Below are 13078 nucleotides of genomic sequence, written 5' to 3' on the forward strand. Positions count from 1 at the left end.
ATGACGCGGCGTTTCCCAGACGTGAATAGCCGGGGCACGCCGAGCCATGACGAAGGCGGTGCGCGCTCTGCGACGGCTCCGCCAGACAGGGCCTCAAGACGTTAAACTGGGGGCCCCGACGACAGCATCGGACGTGGGTTCGAACTCACGTCCGATTCTCTTGAACGGGGATATCCGGCGGAGCCGAGTGTCGGGCGCTCCGCCGCTCGATCCCTCGCAGACGCAGCGCGGTGACGAGCGCGACGGCGAGCATGATCGCGACGAGGCCCGCGACGGCGTTCCAGCCACCGCCTGCCCAGAACCAGCCTCCCACCGTGCCCATCACGCTGGAACCGACATAATACGCGAGCAGGTAGAGGGACGAGGCGTGGCCCTTGGACCCGACGGCGAGGCGCCCGACCCAGCCGCTCGCGACCGAGTGGGTGATGAAGAAGCCGATCGTGCTGGCGATCACCCCGGCGATCACGCCCACGAGCGACGACGTAAGCGTCAGGGCGGTTCCAACCGCCATGGTGGCGATGCCGGCGAGCAGGATGGGGGAGCGCCCGAGGCGGTCCGCCAGATTGCCGGCGAGCGTCGAGGCGATCGCCCCGAGGAGATAAACCAGGAAGATCGCGCCGATCTGCGCGGGCGTGAGGTCGAAGGGCGCGGAACTCAGGCGGAACGTCAGGTAGTTGAACATGGTGACGTTGATTCCGAGCGCGAGAAAGCCCGTCAGGAAGAGCAGCGGCAGGCCGGGCGTCCGCAGGTGCTTCAACCATGCCTCCCGGTGGTGAGCCATCATTCCTCCGGTGGTGCGCGGGAAGAAATTCCGCGATGGCGGCAGGAGCGCAAAGAAGCCCAGGGAGGCCAAGAGCCCCAGTACCCCGATCCCGCCGGATGCGACGCGCCAGGAGAAATACTCTGTGACCACTCCGGCGCTGATCCGGCCGAGCATGGCGCCGAAGGCGGTTCCTCCCACATAGAGACCCATCGCGGTGCCGAGAGCCTTTGGGTGGATCTCCTCGGCGAGATAGGCCATCGCGACCGCCGGCACTCCTCCGAGCACGAGGCCTTCGAGAGCACGGAGAATCAGCAGCATGTGCCAGTCAGGGGCGATAGCGCTTCCGACATGGAGGATCGCCGCGCCGCACATCGATCCGAACATCAGCGCACGGCGGCTCACGGTTTCCGAAATGGCTCCGGCGCACAGGATCGCGAAGGCGAGGCAGCCGGTCGTGAGCGAAAGCGCGAGGGAGCCCGCCGAGGGACTGACACGGAATTCCTCCACCAGGTGGGGCAGGAGCGGCTGCACGGCATAGATCAGCGAGAAGGTCGCGAAGCCCGCCAGGAAGAGAGCCAGGCTGATCCGCCGGTAGGCCGGCGTCCCACGCTCGGTCCATCGCGGGGCGCGAGGGGCGGCGATGTCGGTGTGATCATCCAGCCGTGCGCGCGGATTTCGGTTCGATCGGGGCAGAGGCATGCGGGACAGAAGCTTGGCGGTGATCATCCGGGTGCTCAAAGAGGCTGACGTCAGGCTTCAGCGCGCCTGTTCCGACTCCTAGCCCTTCCCAAGCCATGCCACATCAGCAATTTACTTCGATCAGCTATAGCGAAATTATATAGGCGCCATGGATATCGCACAGCTTCGGACTTTCATCCACGTGGCCGCACTCGGCAGCCTCAGCAAGGCGGCGGGGCGGCTTCGGATCGCTCAGCCGGCTCTCAGCCGCCAGATCCGGATGCTGGAACAGGAGCTTGGCGTCCGCCTGTTCGACCGGCACGGGAGGGGCATGGTCATCACCGAGCGGGGGCGGGAGGCTCTCAAGCATGCGACCCGGGTGATGGCAGAGCTGGACGGGCTCAGGGCCAGTGTCGCCGGTTCGGAGGCTTCGCTGGCCGGCCACGTGGCCATCGGCATGTCGCCGACGGTCGCCGACGTGATTTCGGTGCCGTTCGTCACGGCCTTTCGCGCCCGGTATCCGGGCGTCATGGTGCAGCTGGTCAGCGCCTATTCGGGATATCTCCTGGATTGGCTGTACCGGGGCGAAATCGATCTGGCGGTTCTCTACGATCCCAAAGTGACCCGCTCTCTCCGGTCGGAGACGCTGATGCAGGAGAGCCTCTTCCTGATCGGGCCTCCCGATATCGCCACCCCGAGCGGGCGCGCTCTGGCTTTCGCGGAGGCTGCGCGCATGCCTCTGCTGCTGCCGAGCGCTCGGCATGGCTTGCGCAACATCCTGGAACGCTTCGCTCAGGAAGCCGGCGTCTCCCTCAACGTGACGGTGGAAATGGACAGCTATGCGGGGCTCAAGGATCTCGTGCGGCTGGGATACGGCTGTACGGTCCTGCCTCTCGCCCCGATCTACGAGGATGTGACGGCGGGCCGTCTCGTCGCCCTGCCGATCCGCGATCCGTCGCCGACCCGGCAGCTGGTGCTCTCCTATCCGTCGGACAGATCCGCATCGCGGGCGGCTGGACTCGCCGGCGAATCGCTCAAGGCCATCATGGCGGATCATGTCAGCCGCGGGATCTGGAGAGGAGAAATGCCGGAAAGCGGTCGATAGAGCCTCGGACGCGGGAAGTGGATTCGCATTTTTGGAGTCCGATGCTCGAGGCGGCCGGAATCGCGGGGAGGGCCCTCCATGGCCCCTCTCCCAGGCGCCGGGCCGCATTGCGCGGGGCCTTTCCGTCCGTCACGCTACCCATCGGGCGGACGACTCTTTCAACTTGCATTTCGAGCCGGTTGCCCCTATATGCGCCCGCATCCCACACGCGGAAATCGCCTCGTGAGCCCATGAGGTATCCCGGTGGCCGGAAGGTCCGGCCCACTGTTCCGCGGAGGCTTAACCGGAGAATAACTATGGCGCTTCCCGATTTCTCGATGCGTCAGCTGCTGGAAGCTGGCGCTCACTTTGGCCACCAGGCCCACCGCTGGAACCCGAAGATGGGTCAATACATCTTCGGCACCCGCAACAACATCCACATCATCGACCTCGCTCAGTCGGTCCCGATGATGCACCGCGCTCTCCAGGCCGTCAGCGACACGGTCGCCAAGGGCGGTCGCGTGCTCTTCGTCGGCACGAAGCGTCAGGCTGCCGACGCGGTCGCCGATGCTGCCAAGCGTTCTGCTCAGTACTACGTGAACTCCCGCTGGCTCGGCGGCATGCTCACCAACTGGAAGACGATTTCCGGCTCGATCCAGCGCCTGCGCAAGGTCGACGAGATCCTCGCCGGCGGCGGCCAGGGCCTCACGAAGAAAGAGCGCCTCATGCTCGCTCGTGAGAAGGAAAAGCTCGAGCGCGCTCTCGGCGGCATCAAGGACATGGGCGGCACGCCCGACCTGATCTTCGTCATCGACACCAACAAGGAGCAGCTGGCGATCAAGGAGGCGAACCGCCTCGGCATCCCGGTGGCCGCCATCGTCGACACGAACTGCGATCCTGACGGCATCGCTTTCCCGGTCCCGGCTAACGACGATGCCGGTCGCGCGATCTCGCTGTACTGCGATCTCGTCGCCCGCGCGGCTCTCGACGGCATCTCCCGCGGCGCCGGCGCCATGGGCATCGATATCGGCGAGTCCGAGAACCCGATGGCCGAAGAGCTCCCGGCGAACGACACCGCCGCCTACGAAGGCGAGCAGTTCGAGCGTCTGGCCGCTCCCCGCGGCGCTCCGGACGATCTGACCAAGCTCAACGGCGTTGGCCCGCAGCTCGAGAAGAAGCTGAACGAAGCCGGCATCTTCCACTACTGGCAGTTCGCCGCCATGCAGGCCGGCGACATCGCTCAGCTCGACAAGGACCTGAAGCTGAACGGCCGTCTCGAGCGCGATGGCTGGATCGACCAGGCCCGCTCGATGATCGAAGCCGCTGCGGCGTAAGTCTCTCGGCGCCGCCTTGCCATCGGCGGCGCTTGAACGAATGCTCGAGCCCGGCGTTCCATGAGCGCCGGGCTCCCTCTATGCAAGAACCCGTGAAAGGATAAGCCATGGCGAATATCACCGCTGCGATGGTGAAGGAGCTGCGCGAGACGACCAGCGCCGGCATGATGGACTGCAAGGCTGCTCTCGCCGAGACCAACGGCGACATGGAAGCCGCCATCGATTGGCTCCGCAAGAAGGGTCTCTCCAAGGCCGCCAAGAAGGCCGGCCGCGTCGCCGCCGAAGGCCTCGTCGCCGTCGAGTCGTCCGGCCACACCGCGACCATTCTCGAGGTCAACTCGGAGACGGACTTCGTCGCCCGCAACGACCAGTTCCAGGCCTTCGTCCGCGAAGCCGCCAAGATCGGCCTGAACGGCAACGGCACCATCGAGACCCTCGAGGCCGCGACCTTCCCGGGCTCCAGCGTCACGGTGAAGGACCGCCTGCAGGAGCTCATCGCCACCATCGGCGAGAACATGACCCTGCGTCGGACCGCCAAGCTCGAAGTCTCGAAGGGCGTGATCGCGTCCTACGTGCACAATGCCGTGTCCGAAGGTCTCGGCAAGATCGGCGTGCTGGTTGCGCTCGAATCCGAGGGCGACGTCGAGGCTCTGAGCACGCTCGGCCGTCAGATCGCCATGCACGTGGCGGCGACCAACCCGGTCGCGCTTGACGCTTCGGGTGTCGACCAGACCACCATCGACCGCGAGACCGCGATCCTGCGCGACAAGAATGCCGGCAAGCCCGACAACGTCATGCAGAAGATCGTCGAGAGCGGCCTGAAGAGCTACTTCAAGGAAGTGACGCTTCTCGAGCAGCCTTTCGTGCACGATCCGTCGAAGACCGTGACCCAGGTTCTCAAGGAAGCCGAGTCCAAGGCCGGCAAGCCGGTCGCCCTGAAGGCCTTCGTCCGCTACGCTCTCGGCGAGGGCATCGAGAAGGAAGAGGCCCCGGATTTCGCGGCGGAAGTCGCGGCCCAGGCCGGTCTCAAGGCCTAAGGTTACGAAACTCAAAAACGGCGGCTTCTCAGCCGCCGTTTTCATGAGAGGATCTGTCAACCGATAGGAGAGTCCGACAGTGGCACAATTCCGGCGCATTCTGGTGAAGCTTTCGGGAGAGGCTTTGATGGCTCCCGACGGATATTGGCTCGATACGCAAGTCCTTTCGAGCCTTGCCCAGGATCTCGCCAACGCCACCAGGGCGGGCTTCGAGATCGCCGTCGTGATCGGCGGCGGCAACATCATCCGGGGCGCCCGCATGAGCGCCGCCGGCTGGATTGATCGCCCCACGGCCGATTCCATGGGCATGCTCGGAACGGTCATGAACTCGCTGGCCGTCGAGACGGCCCTGAACGCCGCCGGGGTGCCGGCCCGCACGATGTCGGCGGTGTCCATGCCCACGATCTGCGAGACCTACGCGCGCCAGCCCGCGCTGCATCACCTGGACAAAGGCCAGGTGATCGTTCTCGCGGGCGGCACCGGCAACCCGTTCTTCACGACCGACACGGCGGCCGTGCTCCGCGCAGCCGAGCTGAAATGCGATGCGGTGCTCAAGGCGACCCAAGTGGACGGCGTTTACTCCGCCGACCCCAAGAAGGATCCCGAGGCGGTCCGGTTCGATCGGCTTACCCATGACGAGGCTATCGCCAAGGACCTGAAGGTGATGGACACTGCGGCCTTCGCGCTCGCTCGGGAAAGCAGGCTCTCGATCATCGTCGGCTCGGTCCATGCTCCGAGCTCCGTGACCGACCTTCTCCTCGGAAAGGTGCCCTCGACCGCCGTCGTCCCCTGAGCCGGGCGCATGCTGGACGCGTTCCGTGCAGAGGCGGCGCTGGCTTTCACCGGCGCCGTCCCCCGGTCCGCAGACGCGGACCTCCGAATTACCCGCCGAAACGATGCGGGGCTTGAAGTGAGGGCAACGGGCCGGTCCCAAAGTGGCATCCACTTTCCCCGCCCGATGCTCCAGGGGGCCTTGATGCGGGACCCCGGGCAGCGTAAGCCCGTTCATAGACAGTTCGCGTAAGGAAAAGATCTCATGGCTACGACCTTTGACCTCGCCGATGTGAAGCGCCGCATGCAGGGCGCCATCAACGCTTTCAAGAATGACCTGGGCAGCCTTCGCACGGGCCGCGCCTCGCCCAGCCTTCTCGATCCGATTCAGATCGATGCCTACGGCGCGATGATGCCGATCTCGCAGGTCGCCACGGTGAACGTGCCGGAGCCGCGCCTGCTGAGCGTGCAGGTATGGGACCGCGGCATGGTCTCGGCCGTGGAGAAGGCGATTCGTGAATCGGACCTCGGACTTAACCCTCAGACCGAGGGCCAGGTGATCCGCCTGCGGATCCCCGAGATGAACGAGCAGCGCCGCAAGGAAATGGTGAAGGTTGCGCATAAATACGCCGAAGAGGCGCGCATCGCGGTTCGCCACGTCCGCCGCGACGGCCTCGATCTGCTCAAGAAGCTCGAGAAGGACTCGGCCATCAGCGAGGACGACGCCAAGCGGGACGGCGAGCAGGTGCAGAAGGCCACCGACCAGTTCGTGGCCGAAATCGAGCAGGTCCTGGTGGCAAAGGAAAAGGAAATCATGCAAGTCTAAGCCATTGACTTGCATTGGAACCTTATCATGAGCGGCGAAGCCAAGCGGTCGGCTCCCATCCTTGCCCCCGACAGGGAAGGCGAGGGGCTGCCGGCCCATGTTGCCATCATCATGGATGGAAACGGCCGCTGGGCCGCTCAGAGAGGCCTGCCTCGTTTCGAGGGGCATAGGAAAGGCATCGAGGCGATCCGCCGGGCTGTCCGCACGGCGACCGATCTCGGTATCCGCCACCTCACCGTCTACAGCTTTTCAGCCGAGAACTGGCGCCGACCCCAGGAGGAGGTCTCCTTCCTCATGGGGCTGCTCAAACGCTTCGTGCGCCATGACCTCGCGGAACTCCACTCCAACAATGTGCGGGTCCGCATCATCGGCGAGCGGGAGGGGCTCACCTCCGATATCAGCCTGCTGCTGGACGAGGCCGAGCAGCTGACCCGGGGCAATACGGGCCTGAATCTCGTGATCGCGTTCAATTACGGTGGCCGCCAGGAGATCGTCAGCGCCGTCCGAGCTCTGGCCCGGAAGGTGCAGGAGGGCGTACTCGATCCCGATGCCATCGATATGCGCATGCTCGGAGCATTCCTCGATACCCGCGACATCCCGGATCCGGATCTCGTCATCCGCACCTCGGGCGAGCAACGGGTGTCGAACTTCCTGACGTGGCAGACGGCCTATTCCGAGTTCGTTTTTCTTCCGGTCTTCTGGCCCGATTTCGACGAGGCCGCGTTCAGGGCCGCACTCGACGAATATCGCCGGCGCGACCGGCGGTTCGGCGGACTGAGCGCCAAGGCCTTCTGACGATGGCCAGCATAGAAGGTCCAGCCTTGGCTCCGAAGGCCCCATCCAGCGAACTCAGAACCCGAGTGCTCTCCGCGATTGTCATGGTCGCGCTGGCCCTCGGCGCCGCCTATTGGGGCGGATGGCCCTTCGCCCTGTTCTGGCTCGCCGCCGGCATCGCGATCATGATCGAATGGACCGACATGACCAAGGTGGAGCCGCGGCGGAGCGTGCAGGCGGTTCTCGGCTTGGGGTTGGTGGCTCTGACGCTGCTGCTCCTCTCCGGCGGGAGCGTCGCGGCCGGAGGCGCGGTGGCGCTGGTCACGCTCGTCATCGGGGTTCTTCTCGCGAAGGGCCGGGAGGGCAGGCTCTGGGCTGCGTCCGGTTTCGTCTATGCGGCGGTCATCGTGCTCGTACCCCCGCTGGTGCGGGCCTATCCGGAGATCGGTCTGCTCGGACTGGTCTGGATGTTCGGGGTGGTGTGGGCGACCGATATTGCGGCCTATTTCACGGGGCGTACCCTGGGAGGGCCCAAGCTCTGCCCAGCCATCAGCCCGAAGAAAACCTGGTCGGGGTTCCTGGGCGGACTTTTTGCCGCAATCCTGGTCGGCTTCCTGGTCGTGTCCGTGGGCAAGCGCTTCGGCCTGGAGCACACCTTCGGCGCCTGGAGCACGATCGCGTTGTCGTCGGTCGCATCCGTCGCCAGCCAGATCGGGGACCTGGGAGAATCCGCACTCAAGCGCCATTGCGACATCAAAGATTCGAGCCATCTTATTCCTGGGCATGGCGGTGTGATGGACCGCCTCGACGGCTTCTGGGCCGTGTGCCTCATCGTCGGACTCGTCCTTCTCGCCGCGCACGGAGCTGCTTAGTCCTTTTATGGCACGTTCTCTTACGATCCTCGGAGCCACCGGCTCGATCGGCCGTTCCACGGCGGAAGTGGTTCTGGCGCATCGGGACGAGTTCCATGTCGAGGCTGTCGTCGGCGGATCCAATGTGCAGGCGCTCGCCGACAAAGCGAAGAGCCTCGGGGCCAGATTTGCGGCCCTGGCCGACGAAGGTGCCAATGCGGAGCTCAAGGACGCCCTTGCCGGAACGGGGATCGGGTGCGGTGCGGGCCGTTCCGCCGTGCTCGAAGCGGTCGACCGGCCTAGCGACATCGTGCTCGCGGCCATCAGCGGCACGGCCGGCCTGGAGCCCACCCATGCGGCTCTCAAGCCGGGACGGCGGATCGCGCTCGCCAACAAGGAAAGCCTTGTCTGCGCAGGTACCGCCTTCATGGCCGACGCGCGGCGCCGCGGCGTCGAGGTCGTGCCTGTGGATTCCGAGCACAACGCCCTCGACCATGCCCTGACGGCAGGCCACAACCGGAATGTGGAAAAGGCTGTGATCACCGCGAGCGGCGGCCCGTTCCGCACCTGGCCGCGGGAGCGGATCGCAGCGGCCGGCGCCCGGGAGGCTTCGGCCCATCCGATCTGGTCCATGGGCTCCAAGATCAATATCGACTCGGCCACCCTCATGAACAAAGGGCTGGAGCTGATCGAGGCTCACCACCTGTTCGGCCTCGAAGCCGAGCGGCTCGACGTGCTCGTTCATCCGGAGGCCATCATTCACGGCCTCGTGCAATGGACCGACGGGGCATTGACAGCCGGTCTGGCGCTTCCCGACATGAAGGTGCCCATCGCGAACGCCATGCGCGGGGCGGAGCGGATTCCCATGAACCTGCCCCGTCTCGATCTCGCCGCGATTGGCCGCTTAACCTTCGAGCGGGCGGACGAGCTGCGGTTCCCGTGCCTCGCTCTGGCCAGGGCCGCGCTCAAGGCCGGCGGGGCGGCCCCCACGATCCTGAACGCGGCCAACGAGATCGCGGTCGAGGCGTATATGGCGGGCCATATAGGATTTTACGCAATATCGGAGATCGTTGAGGAGGTTTGCTCAAGCTTCTCCGGAACCGGGAATGCTCCTGCGACGGTCGCGGAGGCTCTCGCCGTCGACGGCGAGGCCCGCGACAGGGCGAGGCGGCTCGTCCCCGGTAAGCGGCTATGAGGCGCCCTGCCCGGGCGCGGAAGGAACGAAAATGGAATGGCTTTCGACAATTGGCGGAGCGACCGGGTCTCTGGCTCTGACGCTGTTCGCCTTCCTGGTGGTGCTGACGGTCGTCGTCTTCATCCATGAATATGGCCACTACTGGGTCGGGCGCCGGTGCGGAATCGGCGTGACGGCCTTCTCCATCGGGTTCGGGCGCGAGCTCATCGGGTGGACCGACCGGAACGGCACTCGTTGGAAGATCTCGGCGATTCCCTTAGGGGGCTACGTGAAATTCGTCGGCGACATGAACGCCGCGAGCGTGCCGGACACGGATGCGGCCCGGCAGATGTCGCCCGAGCAGCGGGCGATCAGTTTTCCCCATCAGAATGTCGCCAAGCGGGCCGCGACCGTCGCGGCCGGGCCGATCGCCAACTTCATCCTGGCGATCGCCATTTTCGCAGGCTTCAACTACTTCAGCGGGCGCATGGTCCTGGAGCCGGTGATCGAGCGGGTGATCCCCGGGAGCGCTGCCGAGGCGGCGGGCTTCGAGCCCCATGACGTGATCCGCTCCATCGACGGGACGCGGATCGAGACCTTCGCCGACATGCAGATGATCGTCAGCTCGAGTTCCGGAGAGGCCCTGACATTCCAGGTCGATCGCGGCGGCCGGACGGTCGAACTCACGGCCGTTCCCAAGGTCGAGGAGAGGGATACGCCTTTCGGCAAGCAGCGGATCGGCCTTCTCGGGGTCCAGGCTCCGCAGGACCGCTCGGCGATCAAGCGAATCTCCTATTCCCCTTGGGGAGCCCTGAAGGCGGGCGCCCTCGACACCTGGAATCAGGTCGATCGGACGGTCAATTTCCTGCGCCGCCTCGTGATCGGGCGGGAATCGCTCGATCAGCTCTCCGGACCGGTTGGGATCGCTCGAATCGCCGGGACCGCCTATGAAATTGGCGGGCTCTACAGCCTGGTGAACCTGATCGGATTCATGTCGGTTTCGATCGGGCTCATCAACCTTTTCCCCATTCCGTTGCTGGATGGTGGCCACCTGCTGTTCTACGCCATCGAAGCCGTCCGTGGCCGGCCCTTAAGCGAAAGGGCCCAGGAAATCGGCTTCAGGATCGGATTCGCCTTCGTGGCGATGATGATGCTCCTGGCCACCTGGAGCGACCTGACGCGCTCGTTCGGGTGAGGGCTTGTTCACCTTGCCACAAGTTTTGTGGGGAGGAGAACGTGACAAGGACGCCACGCCGGTTAAAAATCGCCGCTCTGTTTGTATGGGCCGTTTGCAATGACGGCGAAAGTTTGTACAAGCGGGGCAGCACCAATAGGGTTGGGACACCTGTCTCAAGCCAGCGGGCCAGTCTCGCGATGGACAAACTATAAAAGAAACGGGCCAGTTGATGATGTCGACGACCACGCCACGCCGGAAGAAGCCGGCCGCCACCGCAGTGATCGCCATGAGCGCACTGATGGCTGGCCTCACCGTTGCGGACAGCGCGCTCGCTCAGCGGGCGCAGCCGACGAGCCGCCGGGCTTCCGCCGCCCAGGGGCCGCTGATCAACCGCGTCGCCGTCGAAGGTAACAGCAAAGTCGACAAGGCTCTGCTCGAAGGGGTGTTGCAGACCCGCGCGCGCACGGCCGTGAACCAGGCCACGATCGACGCCGACGTCCAGAGCATTCTCGAGGTCTATCGCCGCCAGGGCCGTGGTCTCGCCCAGGTGACGCCCCGCATCGTGGATCTGCCGAATGGCCGGGTCGACGTGGTGTACACCATCGTCGAGGGCGACAAGACGGGCGTGAAGGACATTCGCTTCGTCGGCAACAACCAGATCTCGTCGAGCCGCCTGCGCGGCATCATGCAGACCTCCGAGACGAACATCCTGAGCTTCCTCAAGAGCTCCGACGTCTATGATCCGGATCGCCTCGCCAACGACCTGGAGTTGATCCGCCGCTATTATCTGAAGAACGGCTATGCGGATTTCCGTATCCTCTCCAGCGACGTGACGTTCGACCCCAATGCAGGGGGCTACGTCATCACCATCGCGGTCGAGGAGGGCGAGCAGTACCGGGTCGGCAACGTCAGCATCGATTCCCGCATTCCCGGCGTGAATTCCGAGGCTTTGCGCAGCGATCTCTCGATGTCCGCCGGCGATGTGTACAGTGCCGATGCGGTCGAGAAGTCGGTTCAGGCCATGACCCGCGCCGTCGGGCGCGAGGGCAACCCCTTCGTGCTGGTCCGCCCGGTCGGCACCCGCGATCCCGGAACGCGCACGGTCAATGTCGGCTATGTGGTCGAAGAAGGCCCGCATATCTACATCGAGCGCATCAATGTCCGCGGCAACACCCGTACCCGCGACTACGTGATCCGTCGCGAGTTCGACCTGGGCGAGGGCGATGCCTACAACCAGGTCATGATCGATCGCGCCGAGCGCCGCCTGAACAGCCTGGGCTACTTCAAGCAGGTGCGCATCTCCAACGAGCCGGGCTCCTCCGCCGACCGCGTCGTCGTGAACGTGGACGTGGAAGATCAGTCCACCGGCGCGTTCTCGATCTCGGGCGGTTATTCGACGTCCGACGGCTTCATCGGTGAAGTCTCGGTCAGCGAGTCGAACTTCCTCGGTCGCGGCCAGTTCGTCCGCGTCGCGGGCCAGCTCGGACAGCGCACGAACGGCATCGACTTCTCCTTCACGGAGCCGTATTTCCTCGGCTACCGGATGGCCGCCGGCATCGACCTGTTCTCGAAGTTCAGCGATCAGACCCGGTATTCCCGTTACGAGAACCGCATGACCGGCGGTCAGCTCCGCCTGACCCTCCCGTTCACGGAGGCCTTCTCGGTCACGGCCCGCTACTCGCTGTATCAACAGGAAGTGACGATCCCGAACGACGAGGACAAGCCGTATAACGACTGCTCGTTCCCGATCCCCGGCTTCACGCGCCCCGGCCTCGACTGCCAGTTCAACGGAGAGGCTTCGCTCGCGATCAAGGAATCGCAGGGTTCGACGATCACGTCGCTGGCCGGCCTGACCTTCAACTACAACACCCTCGATAACCCCCGCGATCCGCGCAACGGCTTCTACGGCGAGGTGAAGACGGACTTCGCCGGCCTCGGTGGCGACTCGCGCTACTTCCGTGTCACCGGCGATGCCCGCTACTATCGCGAGCTGTTCGAGGACGTCGTCGGTATCGCCCGCCTCCAGGGTGGTAACATCACGGGCTTCGGCGACAACAACACCAGCAGCATCGGCGCGAACGGCAGTCTTCGCATCGTCGACCAGTTCTTCATGGGACCGTCCCTGGTTCGCGGCTTCGCCACGAACGGCATCGGCCCGCGCGACATCTCGACCATCGATTCCGGTGCGAACGCCGTCGGCGGCACGACCTATTTCGGCGGCTCGCTCGAAGTTCAGTTCCCGATCTTCGGCCTGCCGAGGGAGCTGGGCCTGAAGGGCGCCGTGTTCGCGGATGCCGGTACGCTCTTCGGCTACGAAGGCCCCACGCAGTTCAATATCGGCGGCGTCTTCGCCCCCGATGGCGGCTTCACCTGCAACGGTCCGACCGAGCCGCAGAACTGCATCGTGGTTCTCGACAGCCACAAGATCCGCTCGTCGGTCGGCGCGTCGATCCTGTGGTCCTCGCCGCTCGGCCCGATCCGCTTCGATTACGCGTTCGCGCTCAGCAAGGAAGAGGGCATCGAGGGCGCCAACGGTGTCCGGCTCGGCGCCGACCGCACCCAGGCCTTCCGCTTCTCCGGCGGTACGCGCTTCTAACCGGGGAGGGCGC

General features: G+C 65.1%; 11 protein-coding genes. 10 read left to right on the plus strand and 1 reads right to left on the minus strand.

The window, feature by feature from the left end; genetic code table 11:
* Nucleotides 1-145: 145 nt before the first annotated feature.
* The gene (locus AB8841_RS18305) at nt 146-1489 is read right to left on the minus strand and encodes an MFS transporter (RefSeq protein ID WP_370437246.1); all 1344 of its coding nucleotides are present in this window, start codon (nt 1487-1489) and stop codon (nt 146-148) included.
* A gap of 121 nt (nt 1490-1610) precedes the next feature.
* On the opposite strand from AB8841_RS18305, the gene AB8841_RS18310 reads away from it, so the two are divergent.
* The 10 genes from AB8841_RS18310 to bamA all read left to right on the plus strand — a co-directional run bounded on the left by AB8841_RS18310 (nt 1611) and on the right by bamA (nt 13065).
* Entirely contained in the window at nt 1611-2546 is a 936-nt protein-coding gene (locus AB8841_RS18310) for a LysR substrate-binding domain-containing protein (RefSeq protein WP_370437247.1), read from the plus strand.
* 296 nt (nt 2547-2842) lie between these two features.
* A complete protein-coding gene (locus AB8841_RS18315) occupies nt 2843-3859 on the plus strand; it encodes a 30S ribosomal protein S2 (protein ID WP_370437248.1) in 1017 nt (338 codons plus the stop codon).
* Between the two features lie 107 nt (nt 3860-3966).
* Nucleotides 3967-4896, plus strand: coding sequence for a translation elongation factor Ts (tsf, locus tag AB8841_RS18320; protein WP_370437249.1), 930 nt, complete (start codon nt 3967-3969; stop codon nt 4894-4896).
* Between the two features lie 79 nt (nt 4897-4975).
* Entirely contained in the window at nt 4976-5689 is a 714-nt protein-coding gene (pyrH, locus tag AB8841_RS18325; RefSeq protein WP_370437250.1) for a UMP kinase, read from the plus strand.
* A 243-nt stretch (nt 5690-5932) separates the two neighbouring features.
* Nucleotides 5933-6493: a ribosome recycling factor gene (gene frr, locus AB8841_RS18330; RefSeq protein ID WP_370437251.1), complete on the plus strand. Its 561-nt coding sequence runs from the start codon at nt 5933-5935 to the stop codon at nt 6491-6493.
* Nucleotides 6494-6520: 27 nt separating this feature from the next.
* Nucleotides 6521-7288, plus strand: coding sequence for an isoprenyl transferase (locus AB8841_RS18335; RefSeq protein WP_370437252.1), 768 nt, complete (start codon nt 6521-6523; stop codon nt 7286-7288).
* A gap of 26 nt (nt 7289-7314) precedes the next feature.
* A complete protein-coding gene (locus AB8841_RS18340) occupies nt 7315-8139 on the plus strand; it encodes a phosphatidate cytidylyltransferase (RefSeq protein WP_370437253.1) in 825 nt (274 codons plus the stop codon).
* 7 nt (nt 8140-8146) lie between these two features.
* Nucleotides 8147-9313, plus strand: a complete 1167-nt coding sequence (gene dxr / locus AB8841_RS18345) for a 1-deoxy-D-xylulose-5-phosphate reductoisomerase (protein WP_370437254.1) — start codon at nt 8147-8149, stop codon at nt 9311-9313.
* Between the two features lie 31 nt (nt 9314-9344).
* Entirely contained in the window at nt 9345-10487 is a 1143-nt protein-coding gene (gene rseP / locus AB8841_RS18350; RefSeq protein ID WP_370437255.1) for an RIP metalloprotease RseP, read from the plus strand.
* 211 nt (nt 10488-10698) lie between these two features.
* Nucleotides 10699-13065 carry an outer membrane protein assembly factor BamA gene (bamA, locus tag AB8841_RS18355; RefSeq protein WP_370437256.1) on the plus strand — a complete coding sequence of 789 codons (2367 nt, stop codon included), beginning with the start codon at nt 10699-10701 and terminating at the stop codon, nt 13063-13065.
* Nucleotides 13066-13078: the final 13 nt, after the last annotated feature.

Source organism: Microvirga sp. TS319, assembly GCF_041276405.1.
In the GTDB taxonomy this organism is placed as follows: domain Bacteria; phylum Pseudomonadota; class Alphaproteobacteria; order Rhizobiales; family Beijerinckiaceae; genus Microvirga.

Excerpts from the sequence above, each read along its gene's own strand:
- AB8841_RS18305 (WP_370437246.1), bottom strand. The coding sequence starts at position 1,489 with ATGATCACCGCCAAGCTTCTGTCCCGCATGCCTCTGCCCCGATCGAAC.
- AB8841_RS18310 (WP_370437247.1), top strand. The coding sequence starts at position 1,611 with ATGGATATCGCACAGCTTCGGACTTTCATCCACGTGGCCGCACTCGGC.
- AB8841_RS18315 (WP_370437248.1), top strand. The coding sequence starts at position 2,843 with ATGGCGCTTCCCGATTTCTCGATGCGTCAGCTGCTGGAAGCTGGCGCT.
- tsf (WP_370437249.1), top strand. The coding sequence starts at position 3,967 with ATGGCGAATATCACCGCTGCGATGGTGAAGGAGCTGCGCGAGACGACC.
- frr (WP_370437251.1), top strand. The coding sequence starts at position 5,933 with ATGGCTACGACCTTTGACCTCGCCGATGTGAAGCGCCGCATGCAGGGC.
- AB8841_RS18335 (WP_370437252.1), top strand. The coding sequence starts at position 6,521 with ATGAGCGGCGAAGCCAAGCGGTCGGCTCCCATCCTTGCCCCCGACAGG.
- dxr (WP_370437254.1), top strand. The coding sequence starts at position 8,147 with ATGGCACGTTCTCTTACGATCCTCGGAGCCACCGGCTCGATCGGCCGT.
- rseP (WP_370437255.1), top strand. The coding sequence starts at position 9,345 with ATGGAATGGCTTTCGACAATTGGCGGAGCGACCGGGTCTCTGGCTCTG.
- bamA (WP_370437256.1), top strand. The coding sequence starts at position 10,699 with ATGATGTCGACGACCACGCCACGCCGGAAGAAGCCGGCCGCCACCGCA.